The organism is Microtetraspora sp. NBRC 13810 (assembly GCF_030268685.1).
Taxonomy (GTDB): Bacteria; Actinomycetota; Actinomycetes; order Streptosporangiales; family Streptosporangiaceae; genus BSRQ01.
In genome coordinates this window covers 256,188-279,667 of the sequence record NZ_BSRQ01000006.1, presented here as the reverse complement: position 1 = coordinate 279,667, position 23,480 = coordinate 256,188, and the positions used below count along the sequence as shown (strand labels likewise).

Here is a 23,480-nt window from a genome sequence, read left to right as displayed (position 1 = left end):
GGGGCGCTCCGTTCCGCGTGGTGTCACCGGGCCGGTGGTGTCACAGGCCCATCGACTGGGTGTCGTTGCTCTCGGCGCCACCGGCCTCGGTCACGCCGTTCTTCAGGTGGTAGCGGGCGATCGCCTCGCGCACCAGCTCGGGCTTGATCTCGCCGCGCCTGGCGAGCTGGGTCAGCACGGCCAGGGTGATCGACGCCGCGTCCACGTGGAAGTGGCGGCGCAGCGCCGAACGGGTGTCGGACAGGCCGAAGCCGTCGGTGCCCAGCGAGGTCCAGTCGCCCGGCACCCACTGCGAGATCTGGTCGGGCACGGCCCGCATGTAGTCGCTGACCCCGACGAAGGGCCCCTGCACCCCGGTGAGCAGCCGGGTCAGGTAAGGCACCCGCTGCTCGGCATCCGGGTTGAGCAGGTTGTGCTCCTCGCAGGCCAGCGCCTCGCGGCGCAGCTCCGTCCAGGAGGTGGCCGACCACACGTCGGCCGCCACGCCCCACTCCTGCGCCAGCATGCGCTGCGCCTCCAGCGCCCACGGGCCGGCGACGCCGGACACCAGGATGTTCGCCTTCGGCCGCTGCTCGTCGCTCGCCGGCGCGCCGGCCAGCTTGTACAGGCCCTGGAGCAGGCCCTGCACGTCGAGGCCCTCCGGCTGGGCCATCTGCTGGTAGGGCTCGTTGTAGACGGTGAGGTAGTAGAAGACGTTCTCCGGCTGCTCGCCGTACATGCGGCGCAGGCCGTCCTGCACGATGTGCGCGATCTCGAAGGCCCACGACGGGTCGTAGGCCACCGCGGCCGGGTTGGTCGAGGCGATGAGCGGCGTGTGACCGTCCTCGTGCTGGAGGCCCTCGCCGTTCAGCGTGGTACGGCCGGCGGTGGCGCCGAGCAGGAAGCCCCGGCCCATCTGGTCGGCGAGCTGCCACATCTGGTCGGCGGTGCGCTGCCAGCCGAACATGGAGTAGAAGACGTAGACCGGCACCATGTGCTCGCCGTGCGTCGCGTAGGCCGTGCCGGCGGCGAGGGTGGAGGCCATCGACCCGGCCTCGCTGATGCCCTCGTGCAGGATCTGGCCCTCGGTCGACTCCTTGTAGGACAGCAGCAGGTTGCGGTCGACCGCCTCGTAGGTCTGCCCGTGCGGCGAGTAGATCTTGGCCGTCGGGAACATCGCGTCCATGCCGAACGTGCGCGCCTCGTCCGGGATGATGGGGACGAACCTCGCCCCGATCTCCTTGTCCCGCATGAGGTCCTTGAGCAGGCGGACGAAGGCCATCGTGGTGGCCACCGACTGCTTGCCGGACCCCTTCTTCAGGTCGGCGTAGGCCGCGTCGCCGGGGAGCTTGAGCGCCTTGGCCCGCACGGTCCGCTTGGGCAGGTAACCGCCGAGCGCCGCCCGGCGCTCCTGCATGTAGGCGATCTCCTCGTCGTCCTCGCCCGGGTGGAAGTAGGGCGGCAGGTCGCCTTCCAGCGCGGAGTCCGGGATCGGCAGGTAGAGCCGGTCGCGGAACTCCTTCAGCTCGGCCTTGGACATCTTCTTCATCTGGTGCGTGGCGTTGCGCGCCTCGAAGTCCTTGCCCAGGGTCCAGCCCTTGATCGTCTGGGCGAGGATGACCGTGGGCTGCCCGACGTGCTCCCTGGCCGACTTGAAGGCCGCGTAGACCTTGCGGTAGTCGTGGCCGCCGCGCGACAGCTTGCGGATGTCGTCGTCGGACATGTGCTCGACCATCTTGCGCAGCCGGGGGTCGTCGCCGAAGAAGTGCTCGCGGATGTACTCGCCGGACTCGACGGAGTAGGTCTGGAACTGCCCGTCGGGAGTGGTGTTCATCTTGTTGACGAGCACGCCGTCCACGTCGGCGGCCAGCAGCGGGTCCCAGTCACGGCCCCAGACGACCTTGATGACGTTCCACCCGGCGCCGCGGAAGAACGACTCCATCTCCTGGATGATCTTGCCGTTGCCGCGCACCGGGCCGTCGAGGCGCTGGAGGTTGCAGTTGATGATGAAGGTGAGGTTGTCCAGCTCCTCGCGGGCGGCCAGGCCGATCGCGCCCAGCGACTCCGGCTCGTCCATCTCGCCGTCGCCGAGGAAGCACCACACGTGGCTGCGGCTGGTGTCCTTGATCTTGCGGTTGAGCAGGTAGCGGTTGAACCGCGCCTGGTAGATCGCGCTGATCGGGCCGAGCCCCATGGAGACGGTCGGGAACTCCCAGAAGTCCGGCATCAGCCGCGGGTGCGGGTAGGACGGCAGTCCCTTGAAGCCGTGGGACAGCTCCTGGCGGAAGGCGTCGAGCTGGGCCTCGTTGAGCCGGCCCTCCAGGAACGCCCGCGCGTAGATGCCCGGCGCGGCATGTCCCTGGATGAAGACCTGGTCGCCGGACTCGCCGTGGTCCTTGCCGCGGAAGAAGTGGTTGAAACCCACCTCGTACAGCGAGGCCGCCGACGCGTAGGTGGCGATGTGGCCGCCCACGTTGGTGCGCGCGTTGGCCCTGGAGACCATGACCGCGGCGTTCCACCGGATGTAGGCCCGGATGCGCCGCTCGACGTGCTCGTCGCCGGGGAACCAGGGCTCCCGCTCCGGCGGGATCGTGTTGATGTAGTCGGTGCTGCGCAGACCGGGCACGCCGACCTGGTGTTCTCGGGCCCGCTCCAGCAGGCGCAACATCAAGTATCGGGCTCGGCTTCGTCCCTCCGTCTTCACGACGGTGTCGAGCGACTCGAGCCACTCCTGGGTCTCGCTGGGGTCGACATCAGGCAGTTGGCTGGGTAGGCCGTCACTGATGATCGAGAAACGCTGGCGTCCGGAAGCCACTGGGTCTCGCCTTCCGAGGATGGACTTGTGAAGCCTCTTCGTGTTGTGTGCTAGGTCGCTTCCATCCTGGCTGCTTACCCCCGAAAGCGCATCTCTACTTTCGGGTAACCAAGATGTCCCGGCTGGCAGCGGGGGTAATTGTGGCCTAGTCCACCGATGGTAGGACGATTGTCGCAGGTCCTTCGGCAAGAACGTAGCCCCTGATGACACAGGGCGAGTCGGGCGCCGCCGGGGGGCGGCTCCGGGCGGGTGGCCGAGGCCCTTTCTTGGCACCGCGCAGGGGGGATTTTTGCCGGTCAGCACACCTGTCGGGGAGGCGTGTTCACGCGGAGCGTAACGATTCGGTCGTGGTTCCTTCCGGGTCCGTCCTGGCGAGGACTTTTCGCTTCCCGAAGCGGGCAAGCCGTACCAATCTGGAAGGACCGCGAAAGGAGGGATGTGGATGAACGCGACGGTAGGCGATCGCCTCCTGGTTCACGGCAGCATCGTCGGAGAACCGGACCGCAGGGGGGAGATCATCGAGGTCCGCGGCGCCGGGGGCGGCCCCCCGTATGTCGTGCGCTTCGACGACGGGCATACGGGGCTGGTTTTCCCGGGTCCCGACGCTGTCGTCGTCCCAGCTCAGCGGGGACCGTAAGATCGGGGGCGTGAGATCCAAGGAGATCGCGGTGGCCACCGGGGGACGGGAGCGGGTGCACGACATCACTCCCGAGTGTGCGAGCTTCGCCAGGGAGTGCGGAGGCGACGGACTGCTACACGTGTTCGTCCCGCACGCGACCGCCGGGGTGGCGCTGATCGAGCTCGGTTCCGGCAGCGACGACGACCTGCTCTCGGCGCTGGGCGGGCTGCTGCCCGCCGACGACCGATGGCGGCACGCGCACGGCTCCCGCGGGCATGGCCGCTCGCACGTGATGCCGGCGCTCATCCCGCCGTACGCGTCGGTGCCCGTACTGCACGGCCGGCTCGCGCTGGGCACGTGGCAGTCGATCGCCATCGTCGATCTCAATGTCGACAACCCGGATCGACAGGTCCGCTTGTCTTTTTTGTCCGACTAATTCGGGTAGTCCGCGCCAGCCTGCGGCTCGTTGCCGTGGCGACCGTTGACGACGGTGGGTTGCAGCGTGTGGACTGTGCCGAAGCGAAGGCCCTCATCGGGCCGGAAGTCCGCATGAGGCGGGGCCATTCAAGCAGGAGGGATAGACGTGAGCGCGACCGCGGGTCAGGCGCAGGGCGAGCGCGGCCTGGCCGAACGACTCGGCCTCAAGCCGGGTCAGGTGGTGCAGGAAATCGGCTGGGAGGAAGACTCCGACGAGGAACTGCGCGAGTCCATCGAGGAGCTCACCGGTAACGAACTGGTCGACGAGGATTACGAGGACGTCGTCGACGTGGTGCTCCTCTGGTGGCGTGACGGCGACGGCGACCTGTTCGACGTGCTGAGCGACGCTCAGACCGCGCTGGCCGGCGGCGGCCAGATCTGGCTGCTGACGCCGAAAGCCGGCAGGAACGGCCACGTGGAGCCGAGTGACATCGGGGAAGACGCCACTACGGCCGGTCTTTCGCAGACCAGCAGTATCAGCGCCGCCCGCGACTGGTCGGGAACCCGGTTGGTGGCTCCGAAGACCCGTCGCTGAAAGCCGTCATCGGGGGCCGCCCTGCCGTACGGCCTGCCAGGGCCGTACGGCAGGATGAAGGCGCGTGTTCAACGGCGTCATTCATCTGAAAGGGCGTGTGACATGTCGGTCGAAGTCGGTTCCATTGCGCCGGATTTCGAACTTCGGGACCAGCACGGCGCCAAGGTCGGCCTGTCCGGCCTCCGCGGCAAGAAAGTCGTGCTGATCTTCTACCCGTTCGCGTTCAGCGGCGTCTGCGGTGGGGAACTCTGCGCCCTGCGGGACGAGTTCGTCGCCGCCGCGCCGGAGGACGTGCAGGTCGTCACGGTCTCGGTGGACTCCGTCTACACCCACCGGGCCTGGGCCGACAAGGAGGGCTTCGACTTCCCGCTGCTCTCCGACTTCTGGCCGCACGGACAGGTCGCCCGGACGTACGGTGTCTTCGACGAGGAGAGGGGGTTCGCCAACCGCGGCACCTTCATCATCGACGCGGAGGGCGTGGTCCGCTGGAAGATCGTCGTCCCGGTGCCGACGGCCCGCGACATCTCCGACTACACCAAGGCGCTCGCCGACATCTCCTGATCAGTTTTTCGTTCGAGGAGGAGCACGATGCCCTGCTACCGATGCGGGGCCCGGCAGACCGACCCGGTCCGTGGCGCCAGCCCGTGGAAACGCGGCGTGCGCCACGAGACCCAGGTCCTCATCTGCCCGGACTGCCAGCGCGCCCACGACCTGGAACTCGACACCTGCGCCTCCTGCGGCTCCATCGCCCTCATCTGCCGCCTGGGCGAGGTCGAGTGCCGCACCTGCGGCACCGTCCGCCAGGCCCACTGCTCCACCCACCTACCCGCCTCCCCACCACCCCCCGGCCTCTCCGCCGAGGTCGAAGCCGCCCTCAACCGCGTCCTCGGCCACCACTGAGCCCCCACTCGATGTGCGCCACGCCCGGCATTGTCGTAAGGTGTAGTGCCGCGGTACGACACGGGCGGTTAGCTCAGCGGTAGAGCACTCGCCTTACAAGCGAGGGGTCACTGGTTCGAACCCAGTACCGCCCACCTGCGAAAAGAGCCCCGTCTCCCATCAGGGAAAACGGGGCTCGTGCCATTAACGTGCCATTAGCTTCGGTCGGCTGCCTTTCCCGTTGACCACTCGCCTACGGCGGCAGCATCTCCGCGATCTTGCTGTCCATGGCGTTCGCGATCTTGCGATCCGCCTCCGCCGTGCTGTGCTGGTAGATCAGGGCGGCGCGTACGGAGTCGTGGCCCATGCGCTCCATGAGGTCCCGGAGGCTTGCCCCGGCGCTTGCCGCGATGGTGTTGCCCGTGTGCCGGAGGTCGTGGAAGTGCAGGCCGGTGTGGCCGATCCTCTTGGTGTTCTCGTCCCAGTTCGCGGCCCGGCGGAAGTTGCTGCGCCGGAGGATGCCGCCCCTTGCGCCCGTGAAGATCAGGGCGTCCTCTTCTGGGGCGGTGAAGGTGTCCAGGTGGTGTCGCAGGGCGGGCAGGATGGCTTCCGGGATGGCGACAGTACGGATGCCCGCGCGTGACTTGGGTGGGCCGACGAGCAGTTCTCCCGTGTCGAGTTCGACGTGCTGTTGCCGAACACTGACCGTCTTGGCGTTGAGGTCGAGGTCCATCCGCCGGAGCGCCGCCACCTCGCCCCATCGCAGACTCGCGAAGGTCGCGAGCAGGATCAGCGCGCGAAGCCGTTCCGGCATCAGGTCCGCCAGCTCGAACACCTTCGCCACCGTGAGAACCGGCCGCTCCTCCGGCTTCTCCTCGCCGGCACCACGGATGCGACAGGGGTTCCGGGGGATGATCCGGTCATCGCTGGCGGTCATGAGTACGGCCCGCAGGAACCGGTAGGACTTGGCGACTTCCGAAGCACCGACTCCCTTGCTTACGAGAGCCGCCCGCCACTCGCGGACCATGGCCGTATCGATTTTGCCGATAGGGGCATTCCCGAGATGCGGAACGACGTAGCGACGTAGGAGGCCCCTGTAGATCTCGACCGTGCGAGGACGCAGGTTGGTCCGTTCTTCGATCCACTTCGTGGCATAGTCGCCGAGCTTTGTCTTGGAGCGCTGAGGATCTGTCCAATCGCCTGTGGTCAGCTTCGCCTCTATGAGGGACAACGCCTTGTCCGCGTCACGTTCTGTGGCGTAGGTCGATTCGCCGTTACGCAGACTCCCGTCAGGGCCGGGATACCGGATCTGGAAACGTCCGGAGGGCAGCTTGCGGATGCTACCGAAGCGCCGCCGGCCTTGCCTGTTCGTCATCACGCCGCCCTTTCCGTATCGATTGCCGAAAGGTCTTGTCCGGTTGCTTGGGCTTGGAGCTTTTGGAGGTGGGCTCGCCATCGCTGGCGTTCGTGGACCGATCTGAGGAGGCGGGCGGCGAGTGAAGGCACGTTGGCGTCTCCGGCCGGGACGTGCCGCCAGACGTACCGGTGCGGGTCGGTGGGTTCGCCTGCCTGGCCGAGAGCTTCCAGGACCCAGGTACGGCGGTCCTGTTTGTGCTCGGTCAGGGTCTTGTTCGACCACTTGCGGGAGACCAGGACGCGGCGTCCGGCGTAGCCGAGGTGTTCGGGCTTGTGGGCCTTGCCACGGCACCGGCCTGGAGCCATGCCGGGCTTGGCGTTCTTGGGCTGGATGCCGTAGCGCAGCCAGTTCGGGCAGGTGGGCGAGCACGGTTCGTACCGCAGAGCGTCCGCCAGGCGGGCGGCGTGCTCGCGCTGGGCGGTGTCGTCGGGGTCGAGGGTGTCGGTGAGGGACTTGGTGAGGTACTTGGACAGGTAGCGGATGCACTGGTCGGCGTCCGGGGTTCCGGCCAGGACGCCCTGTACGTCGATCTGCTGGCCGAACCGGATCACGTGCAAGGGTTCGGCTTCGTCGTCCTGGTCGAGGGCGTCAAGCGCCTGTTCCCAGGTGGGCAGGACTTCGCCGGTGGCCGGGTCGAGGTAGCCGGTGCCTTCCTCCCACACGGGCAGGTGGTCACCATCGAAGACAACTCGATCTACGGATGGCCACCACACCTGGTGATAGGTGGCGGCGGCGATCTGCTTGATCTCCGCACGGGGCAGGGTGCCGCGGATGGCCATGTGTAGATGCGGTGCGAGGCGCTTTTGCGGTTCGACGGCGGCGAAGTACTGCACGTCGTACCCGGCCACGCGGCGCAGGTTCTGCACGAACCGGTCCACGAGCTTGGAGAAGTGCAGCGCATCACGAGCCGCGCGAGCGTAGTCGTAGCTCTCTGGATCGACCGGGACGCCGTCGCGGATCTTGCCGTAGGACGGGAGGGTGAGGGTAAGGAACAGTGAGGGCCGGTAGGTCTTGCCGTCGGAGCTGGTGAAGGTCCGGCCGAGGGTCGTTGCGGTCATCTTGCGCTTGGGCAGGTCTGGCGCGTCCTGCCGTCTGCGGGTCGAGCGGGAACGCTTGGGAGCGGTCCGGCCCAGGACATTGCCGCGCATCCCGGCGGCGTTGATCTCTTCGTCCAGGCCGGTGATGACGGCGTCCAGGTCGGTGGTGTCCTGGCCGGCCTCGTGGGCTTGGTCGCGCTGGGCTTGGATGTCGGCGCGGAACTCCACCAGCCACTGCTGTTCGGCATTCGGGTCTTCGGGCGTGGTGACCGGTTCGGCTTCCAGGTGCCAGCCCTCCCGGCATTGGGCCTTGCGGAGCTGCCGGTTGCGCCGGGCACACGGTGGGCACTTGGCTTCGAGCGTGGCCCCGCAGGGGACGTCGATGATCTCGGTCTTGCCGGTGCGGGTGTCCAGGCGCTTGAGCGGGACGGGCCTTATACACACGCCGTACTGCTTGGCGACCTCTACGACGACGTCACGGGCCAGGGGCATGGACAGGCGGACGGAACGGGGGAGAGCACGGTGGTTCGGGTCGGTCACGCGGCCTCACCCCAGCCTGCGTAGGCGGCCACCATCGCGCGGATATCCGCATCGGAGACGTAAGCCGCCCGCACCCGTACCGGGTCGGGTGAGGCTTCCAGGCGCACGTAGGCGACCCCTGCCCCGATCTCCGGGACGGGCGAGATGTGGTCGGCCAGTGCGCCACGGTCGCGGGCGCCGTCGCCGAGGACCATGTCCACCTGTTCGGATTCGTCCAGCCTGAGGGCGATCTTGTCGGGGAACAGGTTGCGGATGTTCATGACCTCCTTGCGAGGGTCCTGCAACGCCGCCATGACACCGACACCGACCGCGCGGCCTTGCGTGGTGAGAGTGGCCAGGGCAGCCGAGATGCGGTGGCGGAGCTGCTTGTCGGATTGATAGGCGGTGAGGAAGGCGACCTCGTCGACGAGCACCAGGACGAACGGATCTTCCACGGTGGCCGTGTGGGAACGCTGCACTCCGGCGAAACGGCCCGCGCGCTTCTGCATCACCGATACGGCCTCGTCGAGCAGGTCGGCACACTCGGCAGGATCGGCGGCGTAGCGGGTGAACAGCTCCCGCCCGTAGGACAGTTCCATGAGCTTGGGGTCCAGCGCCCAGACCTCCACCAGCCCGGCCCACACTGCGGGGAGCAGACCGCGGACCGTGGACCACAGGAACGAGCCCTTGCCGGCCCCGGTCGCACCAGCGATCAGAACGTGCGTGCCGTGGACCTTGAGCCGGTACGGCGTGCCGTCTTCGCGTGTGCCGATCTCGACCGGGCCGACCGCAGCCTCTTCGGGGATGGGGACGGCCGGTAGCGGGACGGCGAGAGGGTCTTGGCGTGGGAAGGTCAGCAGCAGACGTCCGGCGCGAGCGATGGAGACTCGGCAGGAGCGGGCGCCGAAGCCGTGCGCGAGGTGTTCGATCCGGTCGGACCAGTCCGTGGCTGACTGTCCGGCGATCATTTTGACCGTGACCTCGTCGGCCCATGAGGTGCAGCGGACGCGCATGAGCCGGGGCAGGTAGTCACGGCCACGGAGATGACGGCCCAGACCGGAGACGATCATCACCGATTGCCAGTGCCTCCGGTAGACCCAGATCAGCCGCCACCAGGCCAGCAGCCGTCGGCCGATCCAGTGGTTGAACGAGTCCCGGTCGTGCAACGCCCACGCGATGACGATGGACAGCGGGACAGTGACCGTGATGAGGGCGGCTTGCCAGCCGTACAGCCAGCCCAGGAGGACCGGGACGGTGGGCACGGCCAGGGCGACGGGGTGACGCCAGATTAGTCTGACGGTTCCGGTGATGAGACGACCGAGGAAGATCAGGAAAGTGAGGATGGCCGGTGTCTGGACGACGGCCGGGCGGAAGACGACGGCGGTGTCGGGCGTGGTGGAGACCAGGCCAGAGACCTGATCGCCGGGCAGCTTTTTGAACACTAGGCTGGAGACCTCTCTTGAATCGCTTCTGGGGAGACGAGGGGCCGCGGGAAGGACCAGTTCCAGCGGCCCCGCTTACGTGTCAGGCCGGAATCTCGTGGCAGTCGGGCGACCGACCGGTGTGCAGGCGCTCGCACTCGGACAGGTAGCGAGCGGCGGCGTTGAACAGCTCGCGGGCGAGGGTGAGGTCCTGTGCGGTGACCGGTCCGGCCCCGGTGGTGGTGATCGACACGCATGCCTGGCGGTTGGCCAGGTTCAGGAACGGCCGCTCGTGGTCGGCGTTTAGCACCGTGACCGACAGGTCCGGGGTGTTGAAGGAGATGGAGAGCCGGGTCCCCTCCTCGTCGATCGATGCTGTGGCGAGCGTGTAGGGCTGGTGCTCGTTCACGCCGCCACGCCCTTGCCGTTCGCCGGGCCGTGGAAGGAACGCTCGACCGACCGGGCGAAGAGCCACGCCTCACGGGCGAGCTGGCGGGCGAACTCGACGTCGGCGTCCGTCACCACGTCGCTGGCCGAGGTGGTGATCAGGACCGACAGCGCGCCGAAATCGAGCGCCAGGACGGGCGTGCGGACGGGGTAGGGGTGGTTGGTGGCACGGGCACCACAGCCGGTGTTCAGGCTGATGATGCTCGTGTGTTGAGTTCGGCGGCGTGCCATCAGGCGGCATCCTTTCCGGAGGCAGAGTTGTTCTTGGTGGGTGCTGCGGAGGCGGCGGTACGGGGAGCCCGCATGCCGGTGGCGCGGATGGAGTAGGCCAGTCGGCCGGTGGCCTGGGCGACGTAGGGCGTGATGGTCATGCCGTCGAACTCGACCGGCGTGATGGGCAGACCCGGCACCGGGGCCGGCGGAACCGGCTGGACCGGGGCGAGGATCTTCACCGCCACCGTCTTCTGCGTGACCTTGACGGTGGGGTCGGCGTCCATGACCGCGACCTGCCACACCAGTTCGCCAGTGGTCTTGTCCTTGGCGAAGACGGTGCGGCCCTTGTTGGAGGCGTCGAAGTCCTTGACCTGTTCGACCTCGCCGACGATGTAGCAGCCGTGCGGGAAGACCTGCTCGAAGTTGATCGGGATGGGGCCTTGGATGGCCATGGTGTTCTTCCTTTCGTCTACCCCTCTAGACAGTGGTGGCCACCGGCCTCCATGGAGCTGTCTAGGGGGGTATACAGCAAAGATAGAGTGCGATCGTCGAACTGTCTAGGGGGATGGACGGCGCGTTGTGAGACTGGGGCGCGTCACGAAGCGCACATATATGCACTAAGCGTACAAATGATCTCACTGGTTCGCTCAAGCGGGGAAGTCTGTCGAACTGCTGAGCACGCAAACTGCATAGCCTCACCGGGCGCCGTGGACCGTGGCTGTGATGCAAGGTCAAAGCCTGCCCGTAGGTCGCGTCCAGCCGACGACAAGCGTGGCTGCTAACTCGCGGTTACGCGCGTAGGGCCTCGCGGGTAGTCGCGTGGAGGGGTGAGGTAACGGATTATAGGGTACGAAAGATCTTGTGATGCCCTGAAGCTGCCGGAAAGGTCATGTGCCCCCGCAAGGAGCAACATGTCAACGAACTGGTTCCTCAAAAAATTGATTTCTCTGCGCGCCAGAATAATTGCACGCTGTGAAAAAGTGTGGACTTCCCAAGATGCGTTTGCGACGTGTATGGGTTGGCAGATCGGCGCCGTCGGTACTAAGCGCGTGTACAGAGACCCTAGATTTGATCTGTGGACTGAGCGACCACGGGCCGCCTCTCTCGATGATGATTTAGACCGACTGTTCCGACGTCTCGGACCGCCGCCGGATCATCTCCGTGCAGAGCGGGCTCCCGTACTACGCGGAGGCGGAGGGGAATCCGAGTGACTCCTGATCAGTCACAACGGTCGCTAACCGGCTACGAGATCAGCAAGATGTGGGGCCAGCTTTCACCTGAACACCTACGGGTTGCTCTGAAAGCGCTGGAGCCTCAACTTGCCCGCGAGGAAGCATTTCGTTTGGCTCAGCTGAATGCTGAGATGGAGGAAAAGAAAGATCGTCGGGCCCATGTGCAGCACATGACGGGTCTTGTTGCTGGCCTCCTTATTGCGATCGGCACGCTGGCTGGCGCCGTGATGCTTGGCATCCATGCACAGCCATGGCTTGCGCTGCTTCTGTCTGGTCCAAGCGTATTTGCGCTCGTGAAAATTTTCGTTCTCCGGCGCACAACCTCCAATGATCTGAAGGAGCTACGTCGAGCCCAAGCGTCAGCAGCCCAGGCGGCCCTTCCGCCAGCTGTGCAGGCACCAAGTACGCCACCGATTATGTGACCCTGCCTGCCTTGATCCTGCAGTCGGTGCTTGGCATCAGGCGAAATGCCACAAAGCCGCAGTAGCGTCGTCATGGATTTTGCCGCGTCGCCAGCGGGTGCCGTTCGGGTCGCTGTGCTCGGCCTTGCGGACCTGGGCGATGAGTTCTTCGGGGCCGGAAGCGTCGAGCAGGTCGAGGGCCTGGCGCCAGGTGGCCAGGTGGAAGCGGTCGGCGAGGCGGGAGGCGCCGTCACTGAGGATGGCGGCGGCGCGTACGTGGTCGGTGGGAATGGTGCCGGTGAGGGCTTGTTCGGCGGCGAGGGGGTCGACGGCGGCGACCCAGAAGCCGCCGTCGGTGTTGCGGTGGGCGCGCATGGCGTCCATATAGCGGCTGAGGGCTTGGCGGTGTTCGGGGGTGCCGCCGGTGGCTGCGTTCATGGGGCCGCGGTATTGGTTGCCGACCTGGGCTTCGCGGTCGTCGCAGACGACCATCGGGTCGGTACCGGGGGTGTCCAGGATGAGGACGGAGTCGGCCAGGACCAGCCAGTCGAGAATGTCGCCGGTACGGCGGACCAGGACCACGGTTGCCGAAGGGGAGCCGGGGTGGGACAGGTCGCAGGTGTGATCGTGCATCGAGGCGACGCTTTTGATGCCGTCGGCGAGGATCTCGGTCAGCGAGTCGCCTCGTGTCATCGCGCCCAGGAGAGTGGAGCCGAGGGTGTGGGAGAACCAGGCGACGCCGTGGGAGCAGCCTGATTCGAGGTCGGCCGGGGTGCCGGCGCCGTCGAGGAGGACTACCGAGCTGGGGGTGGCGCCGATGAAGTCCTCGTTGGGGCGGTCGGCGTAGGCCGGTTCGGTGGCGAGACTGAGCCGCATGTCAGTCGTCCTCGTGTCGGTATAGCGGACTGGCCAGCTCGGTGCGGACTGGTTCGTCGGTGTCGGGGTCGTACTCGACGCTGACCACGGTGGAGAAGCGCTCGTTGCCGACCTGGCCCCAGATGGTGGCGATCTCGGAGGTGAGGAGGTCCACCACGCCGAGGGAGCCGTTAGTGCGGATGCCAGCGATGGCCAGGAAGGTGCCCTTGCCGTCCGGGCGGGGGAGACGGCCGAGGTAGGCCGAGTCGGTTGGCTGCGGCGGGTCGAGGTGGGTGCCGGTGCGGTAGGCGACGCTGGTTCGGGTGTCGCGGAGCAGCCAGCCGAGGTCGTCACGTTCCCAGCGGATGACGGGGTCGGTGTCGTAGGCGGTGTGCATAGCTTCGGACATGCGGGGGCCGCAGACGACGACGAGGTTGGGGCGGTTGAGGTCGATCCGGCCGTCGATGGTGACGTTGTCGGAGGAGACGGCGAGCCCGAAGGACTTGGCGAGTTCTTCCAGCCGTTGCCCCGAGCGCATGTCGTCCAGGGCGAGGACGGGGCGCTGCTTTTCGGGGTCCAGACGCAGGGGAGTCACCACGGTCACCGTGCCCATGCCGAGGAACGCGCCCTCGGGGGCGGGGCCGGTGTGCTTGATCTGGTGGATACGCCCGCGTGACAGGCCGGCCTGTTCAGCGATCTGCGCGTAGGAGATACCTTGGGCGTGCAGTTCCTGAATCACCCGGCGCCGGAGCCGTGCCAGCTCGGTTACCTCCTGCTGGGCAGCGCTGAGCCGTTCGGTCGCGGCGCGGATCAACAGGTACGGGTCGTCTATGGCGGCGATCCGCTCAAGCTCGCTCGGTGGCACGGTGGTTCCCTTTCCGTGGTGCTCCGCCGAGTCTAGCCCCCTAGACGATATGCCGTCTATCCCCCTTGACAGTACGGATCTAAGCGTTTCACCTGTTTTCATACTGACTGCCCGGATCGCGGAACGCCGATTCGGGACGCCCCTGGTCATCTCGCACGACCTGTCAGAACGGCCGTCCACAGGTCGTGCCCCTCGGTCGTGCACATTCGAGAGGTCTCCTGGACGGTGGGGGAGTCGCCCTGGATGGTCCGGCGTAGGTAGACCTGGCCGCCGGAGGCGCACAGTTCGTAGATGACCGAACGGCAGTGGCAGGTCCAAGCGAGCACCCGGCAACGGACGCCGGAATGCGGGGCGAGCCAGGTGAGCCGTACGTGATCAGTCTGCGGGACGGGCACGTGAGGTGCCACGCACGTCATGGCTGGATTGCCGACTTCGGGAGCAGTTCCAGGAGTGCCCACACGGTGCGGCCGTGGTGGTCTCCGGTTACGCCCCACTTGGCCGCGAGTTCGGTGACCAGGAGTAGGCCGCGCCCGTTCTCTTCGTCCGGGTGAGGTGGGGAGGCTTGGGGGAGTGACGGGCCGCCCTCGTCCTGGACGCCGAGCCAGAGGCGGTCAGTGGTGATCTGGATCGACACGGTGAACCGACCGCCAGTGCGGGCGCTCTGGGAGTGGCGGACGGCGTTGGTGGCCAGTTCGCTGACGATCAGTGCGGCGTCCGGGGCTTCTGGCCAGCCGTTGAGCATGGCGTTGACGAAGTGGCGAGCTTCGGCGATGGATCGAGGTGTTCCGAGGAAGGTGCGGGAGATGCGTGGGACCGACATGGCGCTGCTCCAGCGTCTAGGGGGCTATACATCCACACTGGCAGCGTATGAGCGACTCTACGTATCACTCAAGGTATTCAACGCATAAATACGTCGCTCAGGCGAGGTGGGTCGCCAACTCCTGGTACTCCGCCCCGATCCGCCCCAGAAGATTCCTCAGGTCATCGCCATACACGGCCACGTTGCCGAAAGCTTCGAAGCACTCCTCGTGGGCCACGATCTCGCCCGACTCGCTGAGCGTGAGATCACCAGTCAGGCTTTCCACTACGCTCATCGACCCGTCATAGATCGTGAAGCCGTGCAGAGGGAATCCCGGAGCCTCCACCGACCACGGGACCACGCCAACCGACACGTGAGGCAACGTGGACACCTGGACCAGCCGATCCAGCTGTGCCCGCATCAGCAGAGGAGAACCAGGCCAGGTGCGCACCGCACCCTCGGTCAGCACGAACGAGAACTTCCGCCCCGACTCGAACAACACCGCCTGAACCTCAACCCGGACCGCGGCAGCCTTGGCCACGTCGTCCTGATCCACATCACGGCCGAACGCCAACGCCAGGCGGGCATACTCCGCTGTCTGCAACAACGCCGGGATCATTGCCGATTGAAACGACGTGACCCGACGGGCCGCGCGCACCCTTGCAGCGTTCGCGGCCTCACGGCCGGCCAGTCCGCCTTTCAGTCGGGAGACCTCATCGCGCAGCCGCACGAGTAGGGCATCCAACTCCCCGCGGTTTGCCGCCTCCAGGCCGAGCGCGTCGACGAGCCGATCCACTGTCTCGGGCACTGGGAGCAGGCGCCCAGTCTCAATCCGGGAGATCGTTGGCTGAGCCACCCCGGCCCGCACTGCCAGTTCCTTACCGGTCAGCCCTGCGTCCTTACGCAACCGCCGCAGCAACTCACCCAGCGTCCGCAACCGATCTCGACGATCCTCCACACCCTGCGTTGTATCACCGGCCCAAGCATTCTGGCCGGGGGTCCGCGAGGCCATCTCCGGTCATTGCCGAATTGTTCTTGTATGGATCAAGGGGCGGCAGCGCTGCGCGCCGTCGCCCGGCCCTGCGCCTGCCAGCGCGCGCCGGGCTGCGGCCTGGAGGCCGGTCCCGGCACGCGCGCAGGACTCCGGGCCGTCACCGCACGCCCGCCGCGCCGTACCCACGCGATCGGCCGGCTTCTGGTCGCGCCGCCGCCCTATGCGGCACGACGATCGCCACGGGGTGGCCGATGCCCGTGGTGGTCGGGGGCGATCGAAGATCCAGGGTTCGTTCCTCACCCTGGCTCACCGGGTACAGGGTTGATCGCCGTAGCACCCAGTGAGGGATCGGCGTAGAAGGGGGAGATGGCCGCCTGTGGGAGGCGGCTTTTGACTTCCAAAGGTTGACCGGGATGCCTGGGTTCTCGCGACTGATGCTTCAGGGGAAGATCCACTCAAGCGTTTCGCCGACCCACGGATCCTGTTCCGGTTGGACGTTAAGCGCGCGCCAGACAGCATGAGCGGTGGCGTACTTGATGTCACCAGGACCCGTGTGCGCAGGGTGTTCCTGGATCCGGGTGATTACGACGCGCACTGTTGGAGTGCCATCGGGGAGGCGCTCCAGCGCGTACCACGCTCCATCGAAGGCCTCTTGAGGGGCGTCCGGCGCAATACCAACATCGGCTCTCCAGACGAATGCCTGGCGAGCTACCGGCATCACCTCGTGGTGAGGCGCCGGTGTTACATCGACGCTGACCATCGCATACCACCCTTTAGCTGCGGTCTGGCGGGCTAGCCGGAATGTTGCTTCCATAGCAGGAGCTTAGAAGCACGCCCGATCGCGGAGAAAATAAGGCGTTCTGAGTCGTTTTAGCCTTCGCGCGGTTGTACGGGAGCTGATAGGGAACGGCATTCGGCGGCATCTCATGATCCGCATGGACGAGTAAGGCTGGATGGGTTGCATTTTGGGTTGCAGTTCCCTGCCCTACCGGCTCGCGGAGGACCGCTCGGTGGTGCTGGTCCAGGTGGGACGGCCTGAACGACTGCCCCCCGAGCTGCTAATGCGGATTGGGTTCTGGCCCGAAAGTCATGATCCACCCTCCTCGCTGCTCGATTGTCCCGGACGAGAGCACCGAGTAAAGGGCGCCTACGGCGTCGCTGCGCGATCAGCTTCGCTGCCCCTTGACTCGGTGCTCTCGTCCTAGGGGGCGGCAGCTACGAGGAGGATGGAGAAGGCCAGGAGTCCGTCGGCGTTGATATCGCAACACGTCGTCACCGTCAGGGCCGTGAGCAGCTTCATGATCCGGATCATGCCCGGAACGATCAACAGTGGAAGGCCCCCGAGCAAGGAAGAAACGCCAGGTCAGAGGGCATGAAGTTGTTGCATCCTCGACCCCCTGTAAAACCGTCGGCACAGCGGTGCGGGAGCCAAGTTGGGAGCCAACAGGCCGAACGACCTTGCACCGAGCTGGACGGCTGATGATCGGGGCCGTTTTGCAAGCAAGAAGTCAGGCGTTCGAATCCCTGCACTCGGCCTCGTAACCCCCGCCTCCCGGCCTCGGGAAGTGGTGTCGTACTTACCTGTGGGGCGTCACTCCAGCTTGGAGCCGGGTGTGTCCACGATGAGATCTTCAGATCGCGGGAGCTGGGCTGGCACATCCTCGATGGAGTAGACCTCAAGACACGAAAGATGACCGTCTTCAACGAAGAGTAGGACGCCATCGCTCCGTCCCTGCACATTGGCGGAGATCAGCACACCGTGTTGCACTGGTGAGGCGAGTGCTCGAGGTCCTGCCCCTGGGCGCAGGTCCACAGTCGCGCATCCGCACCCGCAGCGCCCGGTGACAACTGCCGAAGGGACCTGGGCCCTCAGTTCATCCACGCCGGGGAAGTCTTGCGCAAGGAGTGCCAGGATGACGGTTTGTTCATCGTTCGACAGATGACGCTCGCTACTCAACACGCCGCCAAGGTAGCTGATCAGACATGAGGGATAGAGGCGGGATGATCTGTCTTGCTGACCGTACAGCGATGGCTACTTCGTCCTCCTCGTGCTCAAGTGTCCCAGCCATGCCCGCCGAGTCAAGGGCACCTACGGGCGTCGCTCGCGATCAGTTTCGCTGCCCCTTGACTCGGCAGTCCTGTCCTGGAGATCGGAAGCTACGAGAATGACGGAGGTGGGTCAGGCGGCCGGGGTGGGCTGCTCATCCAGCTCTGGTGACTGTTCCGGGGAACCAGTTCTGCCTCGTAGTCGGCCGTGCCATCGGCGTGCCTGAGCGTGTGCTACTACGTGCCATTCAGGGGTCTCGACGCCCAGGTCAGAGTCATGATCACTGTGCCATTAGCGTGCCATTAGGCCACGTCGAAGTAGCTGCTCCTGGCCGAGCGCTGCATGGAGTGCCGCAGGTGGGAAGGCATGCTGAGGCGATCATGGCTCCTTACAAGCGAGGGGTCACTGGTTCGAACCCAGTACCGCCCACCTGCGAAAACAGCCCCGTCTCCCACCAGGGAAAACGGGGCTCGTGCCATTAGCTTCGGTCAGCGACCTTTCCCGTTGACCACTCGCCTACGGCGGCAGCATCTCGGCAATCTTGCTGTCCATGGCGTTCGCGATCTTCCGGTCGGCCTCCGCCGTACTGTGCTGGTAGATCAAGGCGGCGCGTACGGAGTCGTGGCCCATGCGCTCCATGAGGTCCCGGAGAATACCGCCTTTGCCGACAGCGACGGAGTCGGCGGAGGCGGAGTCGGCGGAGGCGCCAACTCCGCCCCGAATACCGGAAGTTTGGAATCTAGACGCGGAGACCGCACGAGCAGCCATCACCGCCCTCGGGTTCACTCCCAGCCTCCTTGCCACCGACGGCCAGGAAGTGAAAATCCCGTCAGATTGGATCGTGGTCGGCCAAACGCCGGGCCCAGGAGACCTGCTTAAGAGCACCATGCCGATTGAACCGTGCCGGGATTGATGGAGACTCCACCGGTTGGAAAGGATGGAGTCCATGTCAGGTCGATCCACCTCCCCTCACCCCGCCCAGCGTCGCTATCCACCGGAGCTGAACATCGTCAGGCATGTACGAACTCCATTCGGTGATGACGCGCCATTGTGTCAAGGTTGGAGGGGACGCCAGCCAGGGGCGGCAAGCCGCCATCCACCAGGAGGATGAACTTCATGACTTCCGACAAAAGGCGTGAGGATGACAACCCACATCTGGATGGCATATTTGGAGAATTAATCTCGTTTTGGGTATTTGGCCCCAATGTCGATGCATCCGAGCATAATTACCGATACCATCCCCTAAAGCTAGTAATCTGGACAATAGCAGCGATAGGCGTTTCGGTCGTGGTTTCGGCCGTGCGGCTCGCCCTGTTCGGCGAGCCCACGGTGGGATGGGCGGTGGCGCTGTTCCCGCTGGTGCTGCCGCTCACCGGCGCGTTGGCGCACCGCCCGCCCCGATACGTCCCCGGCCTGGTAGCGGGGCTGGCGGCGGGCCTGGTCACGGCACTGCTCCTGGGGATCGACCTCGGCTCGTCGCTCAGCTCGTTCTGGACGGGGTTCGCCGCCATGTGCGCCGGCTTCCTGATGTGCTCGGTGGTGTTCGCCGCTGTCACCTGGCCGAGGCCCGCACCTCCGGACGAGGACCTCGGCAGTCGATAGTCGCCCCGCACGCTCCCGCCACGGATCTCGCCTTGCGCTTAAGAGGGCAGCGCGGCCGCGCGTCCGGGTGGCAAAACAGGCTGATCATCACATAAGGCGAAACTATCGTTTTCAATGTTGGGAACGGTGTGCTCCGTAGCCGAGGCCGAGGCGGCGATCGCTGTGTCTGTCTACTGCGTCCATGCAGTTCAAGCGATGTGATCGAATCCGGGAATGTGCCTACGGTTGGCCGGGTGCGGCGCGGGGCGCCGCCGCCGTGCTCGCTGCGTGCTCGTACGCCCCGCCACGCGCCGTCAGTATTCGATACTGCCGCACACGCAAAGCGCGAGGGCTGCGGCAGTCCACCGCGGCGTACATGCCGCATCCCCAATCCAGGATCGGCAGCACTTCCGCCGGCCACCGTGTTTCACCGGACGTTCGCGTCGCGGGTTCCTCGCAATAGTCGCTCACGGCGGTGCGCCCTTCGCCTGTGAGCGGCAATAGTTGGTAGTCGGGGCCGAATCCGCCGTTGGCCACCTCGCGATGGAGCCGTGTCAGCATCGGGGGAAGCGTGAAGCCCAGGATGCTCTCCGCGTTCTCGACCTCTTCCGCTGTCGCCGTGGCAGGTAGCCGTTCCACTGTCGCGTTCGCCTTGGCGAACACTCGCCGCAGGAGGTCGTCAACGTCCGTCATGGCGATGATCTTGCCACGCACTTTCGATGCGACGGTCCTCCGTCCTCCTCGCTGCTCAAGCGTCCCGGCCATGGTCACCGAGTCAAGGGCGCCTACGGCGTCGCTCGCGATCAGCGTCGCTGACCCTTGACGCGGCAGTCCTTTCCTGGGGATCGGCAGCTACGAGAAGGAAGGGGGCGGATCAGGCGCCTGGAGTGGTTGATCGTCCGGCTCGGGTGACCATCCCGGCTGCGGTTCTGCATCTTGCGCTGGGCCGTGCCATCGGCGTGCCTGAGCGCGTGCCACTCCGTGCCATTCAGGAGTATCGAGGGCCAGGTCAGGGTCATGATCAGCGTTCCATTAGGCTGCGTCGAAGTAGCTGCTCCTGGCCGAGCGCTGCATGGAGCGCCGCAGGTGGGAAGGCATGCTGAGGTGATCATGGCTCCTTACGAGCGAGGGGTCACTGGTTCGAACCCAGTACCGCCCACCTGCGAGAATGCCTCGCTCGCGATCATGAGCATGACCGGGGCCTCTGCGTGACATCCGTTGTAGCTACGGAGCCTGCCGGTAGATGCGCCTTAGGGTCACTTCTCGGAAGTCGCCGGCCCTGGCGCGGATGAGCCCCCACGCTGCTCTTGCCGGATCGCCAGAAGTCGTCCAGCCACACCTGCTGCGGCGGCCGCCGCCTCGAAGAAATCTGGTGGCATAGCGTCGGATCCGGGGCGAGTTGTTCGTAGAAGCGAGAGGCGGGCCGCGGGAGGCCGCCGGAACAAGGGAGTCATGGGATGACCCAGTACTTGATCTCGTTCAATGACGGCGCGATGGACCACATCCCTGACGAGGACTGGGACGACGTGGGCAAGGCCTCGCACGCGGTGGTTCAGGAGGCCGTGAACGCCGGCGTGTGGGTGTTCGGCGCCGGACTGGAAAGGCAGAGGGCGAGCATCGTGGCCACGGACGGGAAGGTCACTGACGGCCCATACCCGGAGACCAAAGAGGTCATCGGCGGGTTCTTGGTCGTCGACGTGGCCTCACGCGAAGAGGCGCTGGCGTGGGCTGCCAAGACCGCCGACGCCTGCCGCTGCGCGCAGGAGGTCCGGGAGCTCATGCCCGACCCCGAAACAGACGCGATGCTCCGCCAGGCTGACAGGCGATGATGTCGCTTCGCGCGTCCTTCCGGCCGCGTTGCGCACGGAAAGGCGGCTGTAACGTGTTGCAGCGCTTCTCCGTGCGAAGCACGGCCCGGAAGGACGCGCGAAGCACCTACGTTGAAGGTCGGCTGCGTGACAAACTGCGTGACGATCGCCCTGGACGATCAAGGACGTCGACGGACGCTTGCGAACGTTGCGGAGCTGGTCAACACCCCCCATGTAGCTGCGCGGTCGGCGGGAAGATGCGATCCATGGCCGTTTCCCCCTTGGGGGGACCTGCCAAGTCGTCGGCTAGGACCGTCATGGCCACCTGATCTCAGATGCTCCGCGTGATGCTCGAACCACTCCCCATCGGGGATCTCGACGTCTGCCCAGGCCAAGTCGTAGTCACTGGTGGTCATAGATCAGCCGTTCCCGCGGACGATGCACCGCGACCGCTCATATTTGGTCCCACCACCGCGAAGCGATAGCCCCACGTCCCCGGCGTGCATGGTCCGGCTAGACAAGATCACGTAGGGCACCCATGGAGATCCGGCGGCCCTACGGCCTCGCTGGTGTCCGCCGTCCGGGCATGTGGCTTGCGGGCCGGTCCCGGCCGGCGGCAGCGCGGGCCGCACGCCTGCCGCACCGTCCACTGCAACCGGGCCGCTCATGCGTCGCGCCACTGCAGCACACCGCCTCAGCTCAGCTCGGCCGCCCGGCCCCCTTGATCACGCGTTCGCACTGCACGACGATGACGAAGGCGCCCTTCGCGGGCAGCAAGCGCGAGACCGCTAATGCGACGGCCCCTCATCCGGGAGAGGCATGCACGCAGGAAGGAACGGCAGCATGGATGCCGATTGGCAGGGGTACGTGGATGTCAGCCTGATAAGCACTGGTCACATCGACCAAGCGGGGATCTACAACGTTGCCGACGAGTTGTTCTGGGCCGTCAGCCCCGGATTCAACCCCACACCCGAGGAGATGAAGGTGATCGTCGGCCTCGTCAAGGGCGACGGCGAACTGAGGGACCGCGCGTTCGGCGAGGGCCTTCACGTCGCCGGAACCAGGTATATCCTCACGAGAGCCGAAGACCGAAGCATCTACGCCAGATCGGGAAGGACCGGCATCGCCGTCGCGGCGACTCACAGGACTGTCATCGTGGCGCACCACCCCGAGACGGCGGTAGCAGGGAACGCCAACAGCACGGTCGAGAATCTCGCCGACTATCTCGTCGGCCAGGGCTACTGAGGGGTCGGAAGACGGACCACCCTCGCGCCCGTCGAGCGAATGATGCACCACCGAGCCGTCCCCCGGCACGACCAGGCGCGGGTCCGGCCCCAAATGGGCGGTGGGCAAGATCTGGAACATACGCGGAATGCGTCAGTGTTTCGTGCGCTCACGTGGCGGCTACGACCTAGTTCACACCGCGCATGCCGACGGAAACATCGATGCCCTGTGAAACCGAGGCTCGTGCTGAACAGCTAGGGCGAGGTTTTGTTCGGTGACCGTTCGGCCCGCCGGTGGTGGTCGACACGCGCGCCTGGTGGTTGGCCAGGTTCAGGAACGGCCGCTCATAGTCGGCGTTCAGCACCGTGACCGACAGGTCCGGGGTGTTGAAGGGAATGGAGAGCCGGGTCCCCTTCTTGTCGATCGATGCTGTGGCGAGTGTGTAGGGCCGGTGGTCGTTCACGCCGCTACGCCTTTGCCGTTCGCCAGGCCGTGGAAGGAGCGCTCGACCGATCGGGCGAAGAGCCACGCCTCACGGGCGAGCTGGCGGGCGAACTCGACGTCGGCGTCCGTCACCAGGTCGCTGGCCGAGGTGGTGAATCAGCAGCGACAGCGCGCCGAAGTCGAGAGCCAGGATGGGCGTACGGACGGGGTAGGGGTGGTTGGTGGCACGGGCCCCACAGCCGGTGTTCAGCCTGATGATGCTCGTGTGGTGGGTTCGGCGGCGTGCCATCAGGCGGCGTCGTTTTCGGAGGCGGAGTTGTTCTTGGTGGGTGCGGCGGAGGCGGTACGGGGAGACCGCATGCCGGTGGCGCGGATGGAGTAGGCCAGGCGGCCGGTGGCCTGGGCGGCGTAGGGCGTGATGGTCATGCCGTCGAACTCGACCGGCGTGATGGGCAGACCCGGCACCGGGGCCGGCTGGACCGGGGTGAGGATCTTCACCGCCACCGTCTTCTACGTGACCTTGATGGTGGGATCGGCGTCCATGACCGCGACCTGCCACACCAGTTCGCCGGTGACCTTGTCCTTGGCGTAGACGGTGCGGCCCTTGTTGGAGGCGTCGAAGTCCTTGACCTGCTCGACCTCGCCGACGATGTAGCAGCCGTGCGGCGAGTGGCCAGCCTGGGGACTGCTTGAGCCGGTTGAAGGGGATCGGTCATGCCAGAGGTCGGGGTCGAGGCGGGAGTGGGATGTGTCGGAGCCGGTGAGGGCCGTTCCGGGGCTTCCTCGTATCGGGCTTATGGGCGATCATTTTCCGCGGCCTGGAGCGTTCGAGATCAAGATGTGTGCGGCGCGGTTCGGATTGTCAGTGCGGT

General features: G+C 66.1%; 26 protein-coding genes and 1 tRNA gene. 10 read left to right on the top strand and 17 right to left on the bottom strand.

The annotated features are described in order from the left end of the window. Positions 1–40: 40 nt before the first annotated feature. Positions 41–2,794, bottom strand: coding sequence for a pyruvate dehydrogenase (acetyl-transferring), homodimeric type (gene aceE, locus QSK26_RS14980; protein WP_352244328.1), 2,754 nt, complete (start codon positions 2,792–2,794; stop codon positions 41–43). 442 nt (positions 2,795–3,236) lie between these two features. Between aceE and QSK26_RS14975 the strand changes: the two genes are divergently transcribed. The 6 genes from QSK26_RS14975 (at position 3,237) to QSK26_RS14950 (ending at position 5,459) form a co-directional block, all read left to right on the top strand. Next, positions 3,237–3,431: a DUF1918 domain-containing protein gene (locus QSK26_RS14975; protein ID WP_285775715.1), complete on the top strand. Its 195-nt coding sequence runs from the start codon at positions 3,237–3,239 to the stop codon at positions 3,429–3,431. A 10-nt stretch (positions 3,432–3,441) separates the two neighbouring features. Next, positions 3,442–3,849: a YjbQ family protein gene (locus tag QSK26_RS14970; RefSeq protein WP_285775714.1), complete on the top strand. Its 408-nt coding sequence runs from the start codon at positions 3,442–3,444 to the stop codon at positions 3,847–3,849. A 147-nt stretch (positions 3,850–3,996) separates the two neighbouring features. Next, positions 3,997–4,425 (top strand): DUF3052 domain-containing protein, encoded by a 429-nt coding sequence (locus QSK26_RS14965; RefSeq protein ID WP_285775713.1) that lies wholly within the window; start codon positions 3,997–3,999, stop codon positions 4,423–4,425. A 102-nt stretch (positions 4,426–4,527) separates the two neighbouring features. Then, a complete protein-coding gene (locus QSK26_RS14960; RefSeq protein ID WP_285775712.1) occupies positions 4,528–4,986 on the top strand; it encodes a peroxiredoxin in 459 nt (152 codons plus the stop codon). Positions 4,987–5,013: 27 nt separating this feature from the next. Continuing rightward, on the top strand, positions 5,014–5,325 hold the full coding sequence (locus tag QSK26_RS14955) for a hypothetical protein (protein WP_285775711.1): 312 nt from the start codon (positions 5,014–5,016) through the stop codon (positions 5,323–5,325). 62 nt (positions 5,326–5,387) lie between these two features. Then, positions 5,388–5,459, top strand: a tRNA-Val gene (locus QSK26_RS14950). A 98-nt stretch (positions 5,460–5,557) separates the two neighbouring features. Here QSK26_RS14950 and QSK26_RS14945 read toward each other — a convergent pair. The 6 genes from QSK26_RS14945 to QSK26_RS14920 all read right to left on the bottom strand — a co-directional run bounded on the left by QSK26_RS14945 (position 5,558) and on the right by QSK26_RS14920 (position 10,810). Then, positions 5,558–6,679 (bottom strand): tyrosine-type recombinase/integrase, encoded by a 1,122-nt coding sequence (locus QSK26_RS14945; RefSeq protein WP_285775710.1) that lies wholly within the window; start codon positions 6,677–6,679, stop codon positions 5,558–5,560. Further along, a complete protein-coding gene (locus QSK26_RS14940) occupies positions 6,679–8,298 on the bottom strand; it encodes a replication initiator (RefSeq protein ID WP_352244326.1) in 1,620 nt (539 codons plus the stop codon). Before QSK26_RS14940 ends, QSK26_RS14945 begins: the two co-directional genes overlap by 1 nt. After that, positions 8,295–9,719, bottom strand: coding sequence for an FtsK/SpoIIIE domain-containing protein (locus QSK26_RS14935; protein ID WP_285775709.1), 1,425 nt, complete (start codon positions 9,717–9,719; stop codon positions 8,295–8,297). The genes QSK26_RS14940 and QSK26_RS14935 overlap by 4 nt, the downstream gene beginning before the upstream one ends. A gap of 82 nt (positions 9,720–9,801) precedes the next feature. Beyond that, positions 9,802–10,107 carry a hypothetical protein gene (locus QSK26_RS14930; RefSeq protein WP_285775708.1) on the bottom strand — a complete coding sequence of 102 codons (306 nt, stop codon included), beginning with the start codon at positions 10,105–10,107 and terminating at the stop codon, positions 9,802–9,804. After that, on the bottom strand, positions 10,104–10,376 hold the full coding sequence (locus tag QSK26_RS14925; protein WP_285775707.1) for a hypothetical protein: 273 nt from the start codon (positions 10,374–10,376) through the stop codon (positions 10,104–10,106). Before QSK26_RS14925 ends, QSK26_RS14930 begins: the two co-directional genes overlap by 4 nt. Then, positions 10,376–10,810: a plasmid replication, integration and excision activator gene (locus QSK26_RS14920; protein ID WP_285775706.1), complete on the bottom strand. Its 435-nt coding sequence runs from the start codon at positions 10,808–10,810 to the stop codon at positions 10,376–10,378. The genes QSK26_RS14925 and QSK26_RS14920 overlap by 1 nt, the downstream gene beginning before the upstream one ends. A gap of 755 nt (positions 10,811–11,565) precedes the next feature. Here QSK26_RS14920 and QSK26_RS14915 point away from each other — a divergent pair. After that, positions 11,566–12,012 (top strand): hypothetical protein, encoded by a 447-nt coding sequence (locus QSK26_RS14915; protein ID WP_285775705.1) that lies wholly within the window; start codon positions 11,566–11,568, stop codon positions 12,010–12,012. A 36-nt stretch (positions 12,013–12,048) separates the two neighbouring features. Here QSK26_RS14915 and QSK26_RS14910 read toward each other — a convergent pair whose 3' ends face one another. The 7 genes from QSK26_RS14910 to QSK26_RS14880 all read right to left on the bottom strand — a co-directional run bounded on the left by QSK26_RS14910 (position 12,049) and on the right by QSK26_RS14880 (position 18,190). Then, positions 12,049–12,867, bottom strand: a complete 819-nt coding sequence (locus QSK26_RS14910) for a protein phosphatase 2C domain-containing protein (protein WP_285775704.1) — start codon at positions 12,865–12,867, stop codon at positions 12,049–12,051. Between the two features lies 1 nt (position 12,868). After that, positions 12,869–13,711, bottom strand: a complete 843-nt coding sequence (locus QSK26_RS14905; RefSeq protein WP_285775703.1) for a sigma factor-like helix-turn-helix DNA-binding protein — start codon at positions 13,709–13,711, stop codon at positions 12,869–12,871. 146 nt (positions 13,712–13,857) lie between these two features. Then, positions 13,858–14,118, bottom strand: a complete 261-nt coding sequence (locus QSK26_RS14900; RefSeq protein WP_285775702.1) for a hypothetical protein — start codon at positions 14,116–14,118, stop codon at positions 13,858–13,860. Positions 14,119–14,123: 5 nt separating this feature from the next. Continuing rightward, positions 14,124–14,531, bottom strand: coding sequence for an ATP-binding protein (locus tag QSK26_RS14895; protein ID WP_285775701.1), 408 nt, complete (start codon positions 14,529–14,531; stop codon positions 14,124–14,126). 97 nt (positions 14,532–14,628) lie between these two features. Beyond that, complete coding sequence (locus QSK26_RS14890) at positions 14,629–15,468, bottom strand: helix-turn-helix domain-containing protein (protein WP_285775700.1); 840 nt, start codon at positions 15,466–15,468, stop codon at positions 14,629–14,631. A 475-nt stretch (positions 15,469–15,943) separates the two neighbouring features. Then, on the bottom strand, positions 15,944–16,318 hold the full coding sequence (locus QSK26_RS14885; protein WP_285775699.1) for a hypothetical protein: 375 nt from the start codon (positions 16,316–16,318) through the stop codon (positions 15,944–15,946). Positions 16,319–18,067: 1,749 nt separating this feature from the next. Next, positions 18,068–18,190, bottom strand: coding sequence for a hypothetical protein (locus QSK26_RS14880; RefSeq protein ID WP_285775698.1), 123 nt, complete (start codon positions 18,188–18,190; stop codon positions 18,068–18,070). Between the two features lie 648 nt (positions 18,191–18,838). On the opposite strand from QSK26_RS14880, the gene QSK26_RS14875 reads away from it, so the two are divergent. Beyond that, positions 18,839–19,153 (top strand): hypothetical protein, encoded by a 315-nt coding sequence (locus tag QSK26_RS14875; protein ID WP_285775697.1) that lies wholly within the window; start codon positions 18,839–18,841, stop codon positions 19,151–19,153. Positions 19,154–19,372: 219 nt separating this feature from the next. Here the strand turns inward: QSK26_RS14875 and QSK26_RS14870 are convergent, their stop codons facing one another. After that, complete coding sequence (locus QSK26_RS14870; protein ID WP_285775696.1) at positions 19,373–19,846, bottom strand: SMI1/KNR4 family protein; 474 nt, start codon at positions 19,844–19,846, stop codon at positions 19,373–19,375. Positions 19,847–20,589: 743 nt separating this feature from the next. Here QSK26_RS14870 and QSK26_RS14865 point away from each other — a divergent pair. Together QSK26_RS14865 and QSK26_RS14860 are read left to right on the top strand one after the other, a co-directional pair. Further along, positions 20,590–20,961, top strand: coding sequence for a YciI family protein (locus tag QSK26_RS14865; protein WP_285775695.1), 372 nt, complete (start codon positions 20,590–20,592; stop codon positions 20,959–20,961). Positions 20,962–21,783: 822 nt separating this feature from the next. Beyond that, positions 21,784–22,185 (top strand): profilin, encoded by a 402-nt coding sequence (locus tag QSK26_RS14860; protein ID WP_285775694.1) that lies wholly within the window; start codon positions 21,784–21,786, stop codon positions 22,183–22,185. 166 nt (positions 22,186–22,351) lie between these two features. Here the strand turns inward: QSK26_RS14860 and QSK26_RS14855 are convergent, their stop codons facing one another. Together QSK26_RS14855 and QSK26_RS14850 are read right to left on the bottom strand one after the other, a co-directional pair. Further along, entirely contained in the window at positions 22,352–22,627 is a 276-nt protein-coding gene (locus QSK26_RS14855) for a hypothetical protein (RefSeq protein WP_285775693.1), read from the bottom strand. Positions 22,628–22,896: 269 nt separating this feature from the next. Next, on the bottom strand, positions 22,897–23,112 hold the full coding sequence (locus QSK26_RS14850) for a hypothetical protein (protein WP_285775692.1): 216 nt from the start codon (positions 23,110–23,112) through the stop codon (positions 22,897–22,899). Positions 23,113–23,480: the final 368 nt, after the last annotated feature.

Coding starts and splice junctions, on each gene's coding strand:
- QSK26_RS14945 (WP_285775710.1), bottom strand. CDS start 6,679: ATGACGAACAGGCAAGGCCGGCGGCGCTTCGGTAGCATCCGCAAGCTG.
- QSK26_RS14955 (WP_285775711.1), top strand. CDS start 5,014: ATGCCCTGCTACCGATGCGGGGCCCGGCAGACCGACCCGGTCCGTGGC.
- QSK26_RS14885 (WP_285775699.1), bottom strand. CDS start 16,318: ATGGAAGCAACATTCCGGCTAGCCCGCCAGACCGCAGCTAAAGGGTGG.
- QSK26_RS14975 (WP_285775715.1), top strand. CDS start 3,237: ATGAACGCGACGGTAGGCGATCGCCTCCTGGTTCACGGCAGCATCGTC.
- QSK26_RS14895 (WP_285775701.1), bottom strand. CDS start 14,531: ATGTCGGTCCCACGCATCTCCCGCACCTTCCTCGGAACACCTCGATCC.
- QSK26_RS14860 (WP_285775694.1), top strand. CDS start 21,784: ATGGATGCCGATTGGCAGGGGTACGTGGATGTCAGCCTGATAAGCACT.
- QSK26_RS14960 (WP_285775712.1), top strand. CDS start 4,528: ATGTCGGTCGAAGTCGGTTCCATTGCGCCGGATTTCGAACTTCGGGAC.
- QSK26_RS14910 (WP_285775704.1), bottom strand. CDS start 12,867: ATGCGGCTCAGTCTCGCCACCGAACCGGCCTACGCCGACCGCCCCAAC.
- QSK26_RS14865 (WP_285775695.1), top strand. CDS start 20,590: ATGACCCAGTACTTGATCTCGTTCAATGACGGCGCGATGGACCACATC.
- QSK26_RS14920 (WP_285775706.1), bottom strand. CDS start 10,810: ATGGCCATCCAAGGCCCCATCCCGATCAACTTCGAGCAGGTCTTCCCG.
- QSK26_RS14880 (WP_285775698.1), bottom strand. CDS start 18,190: ATGGAGCGCATGGGCCACGACTCCGTACGCGCCGCCTTGATCTACCAG.
- QSK26_RS14925 (WP_285775707.1), bottom strand. CDS start 10,376: ATGGCACGCCGCCGAACTCAACACACGAGCATCATCAGCCTGAACACC.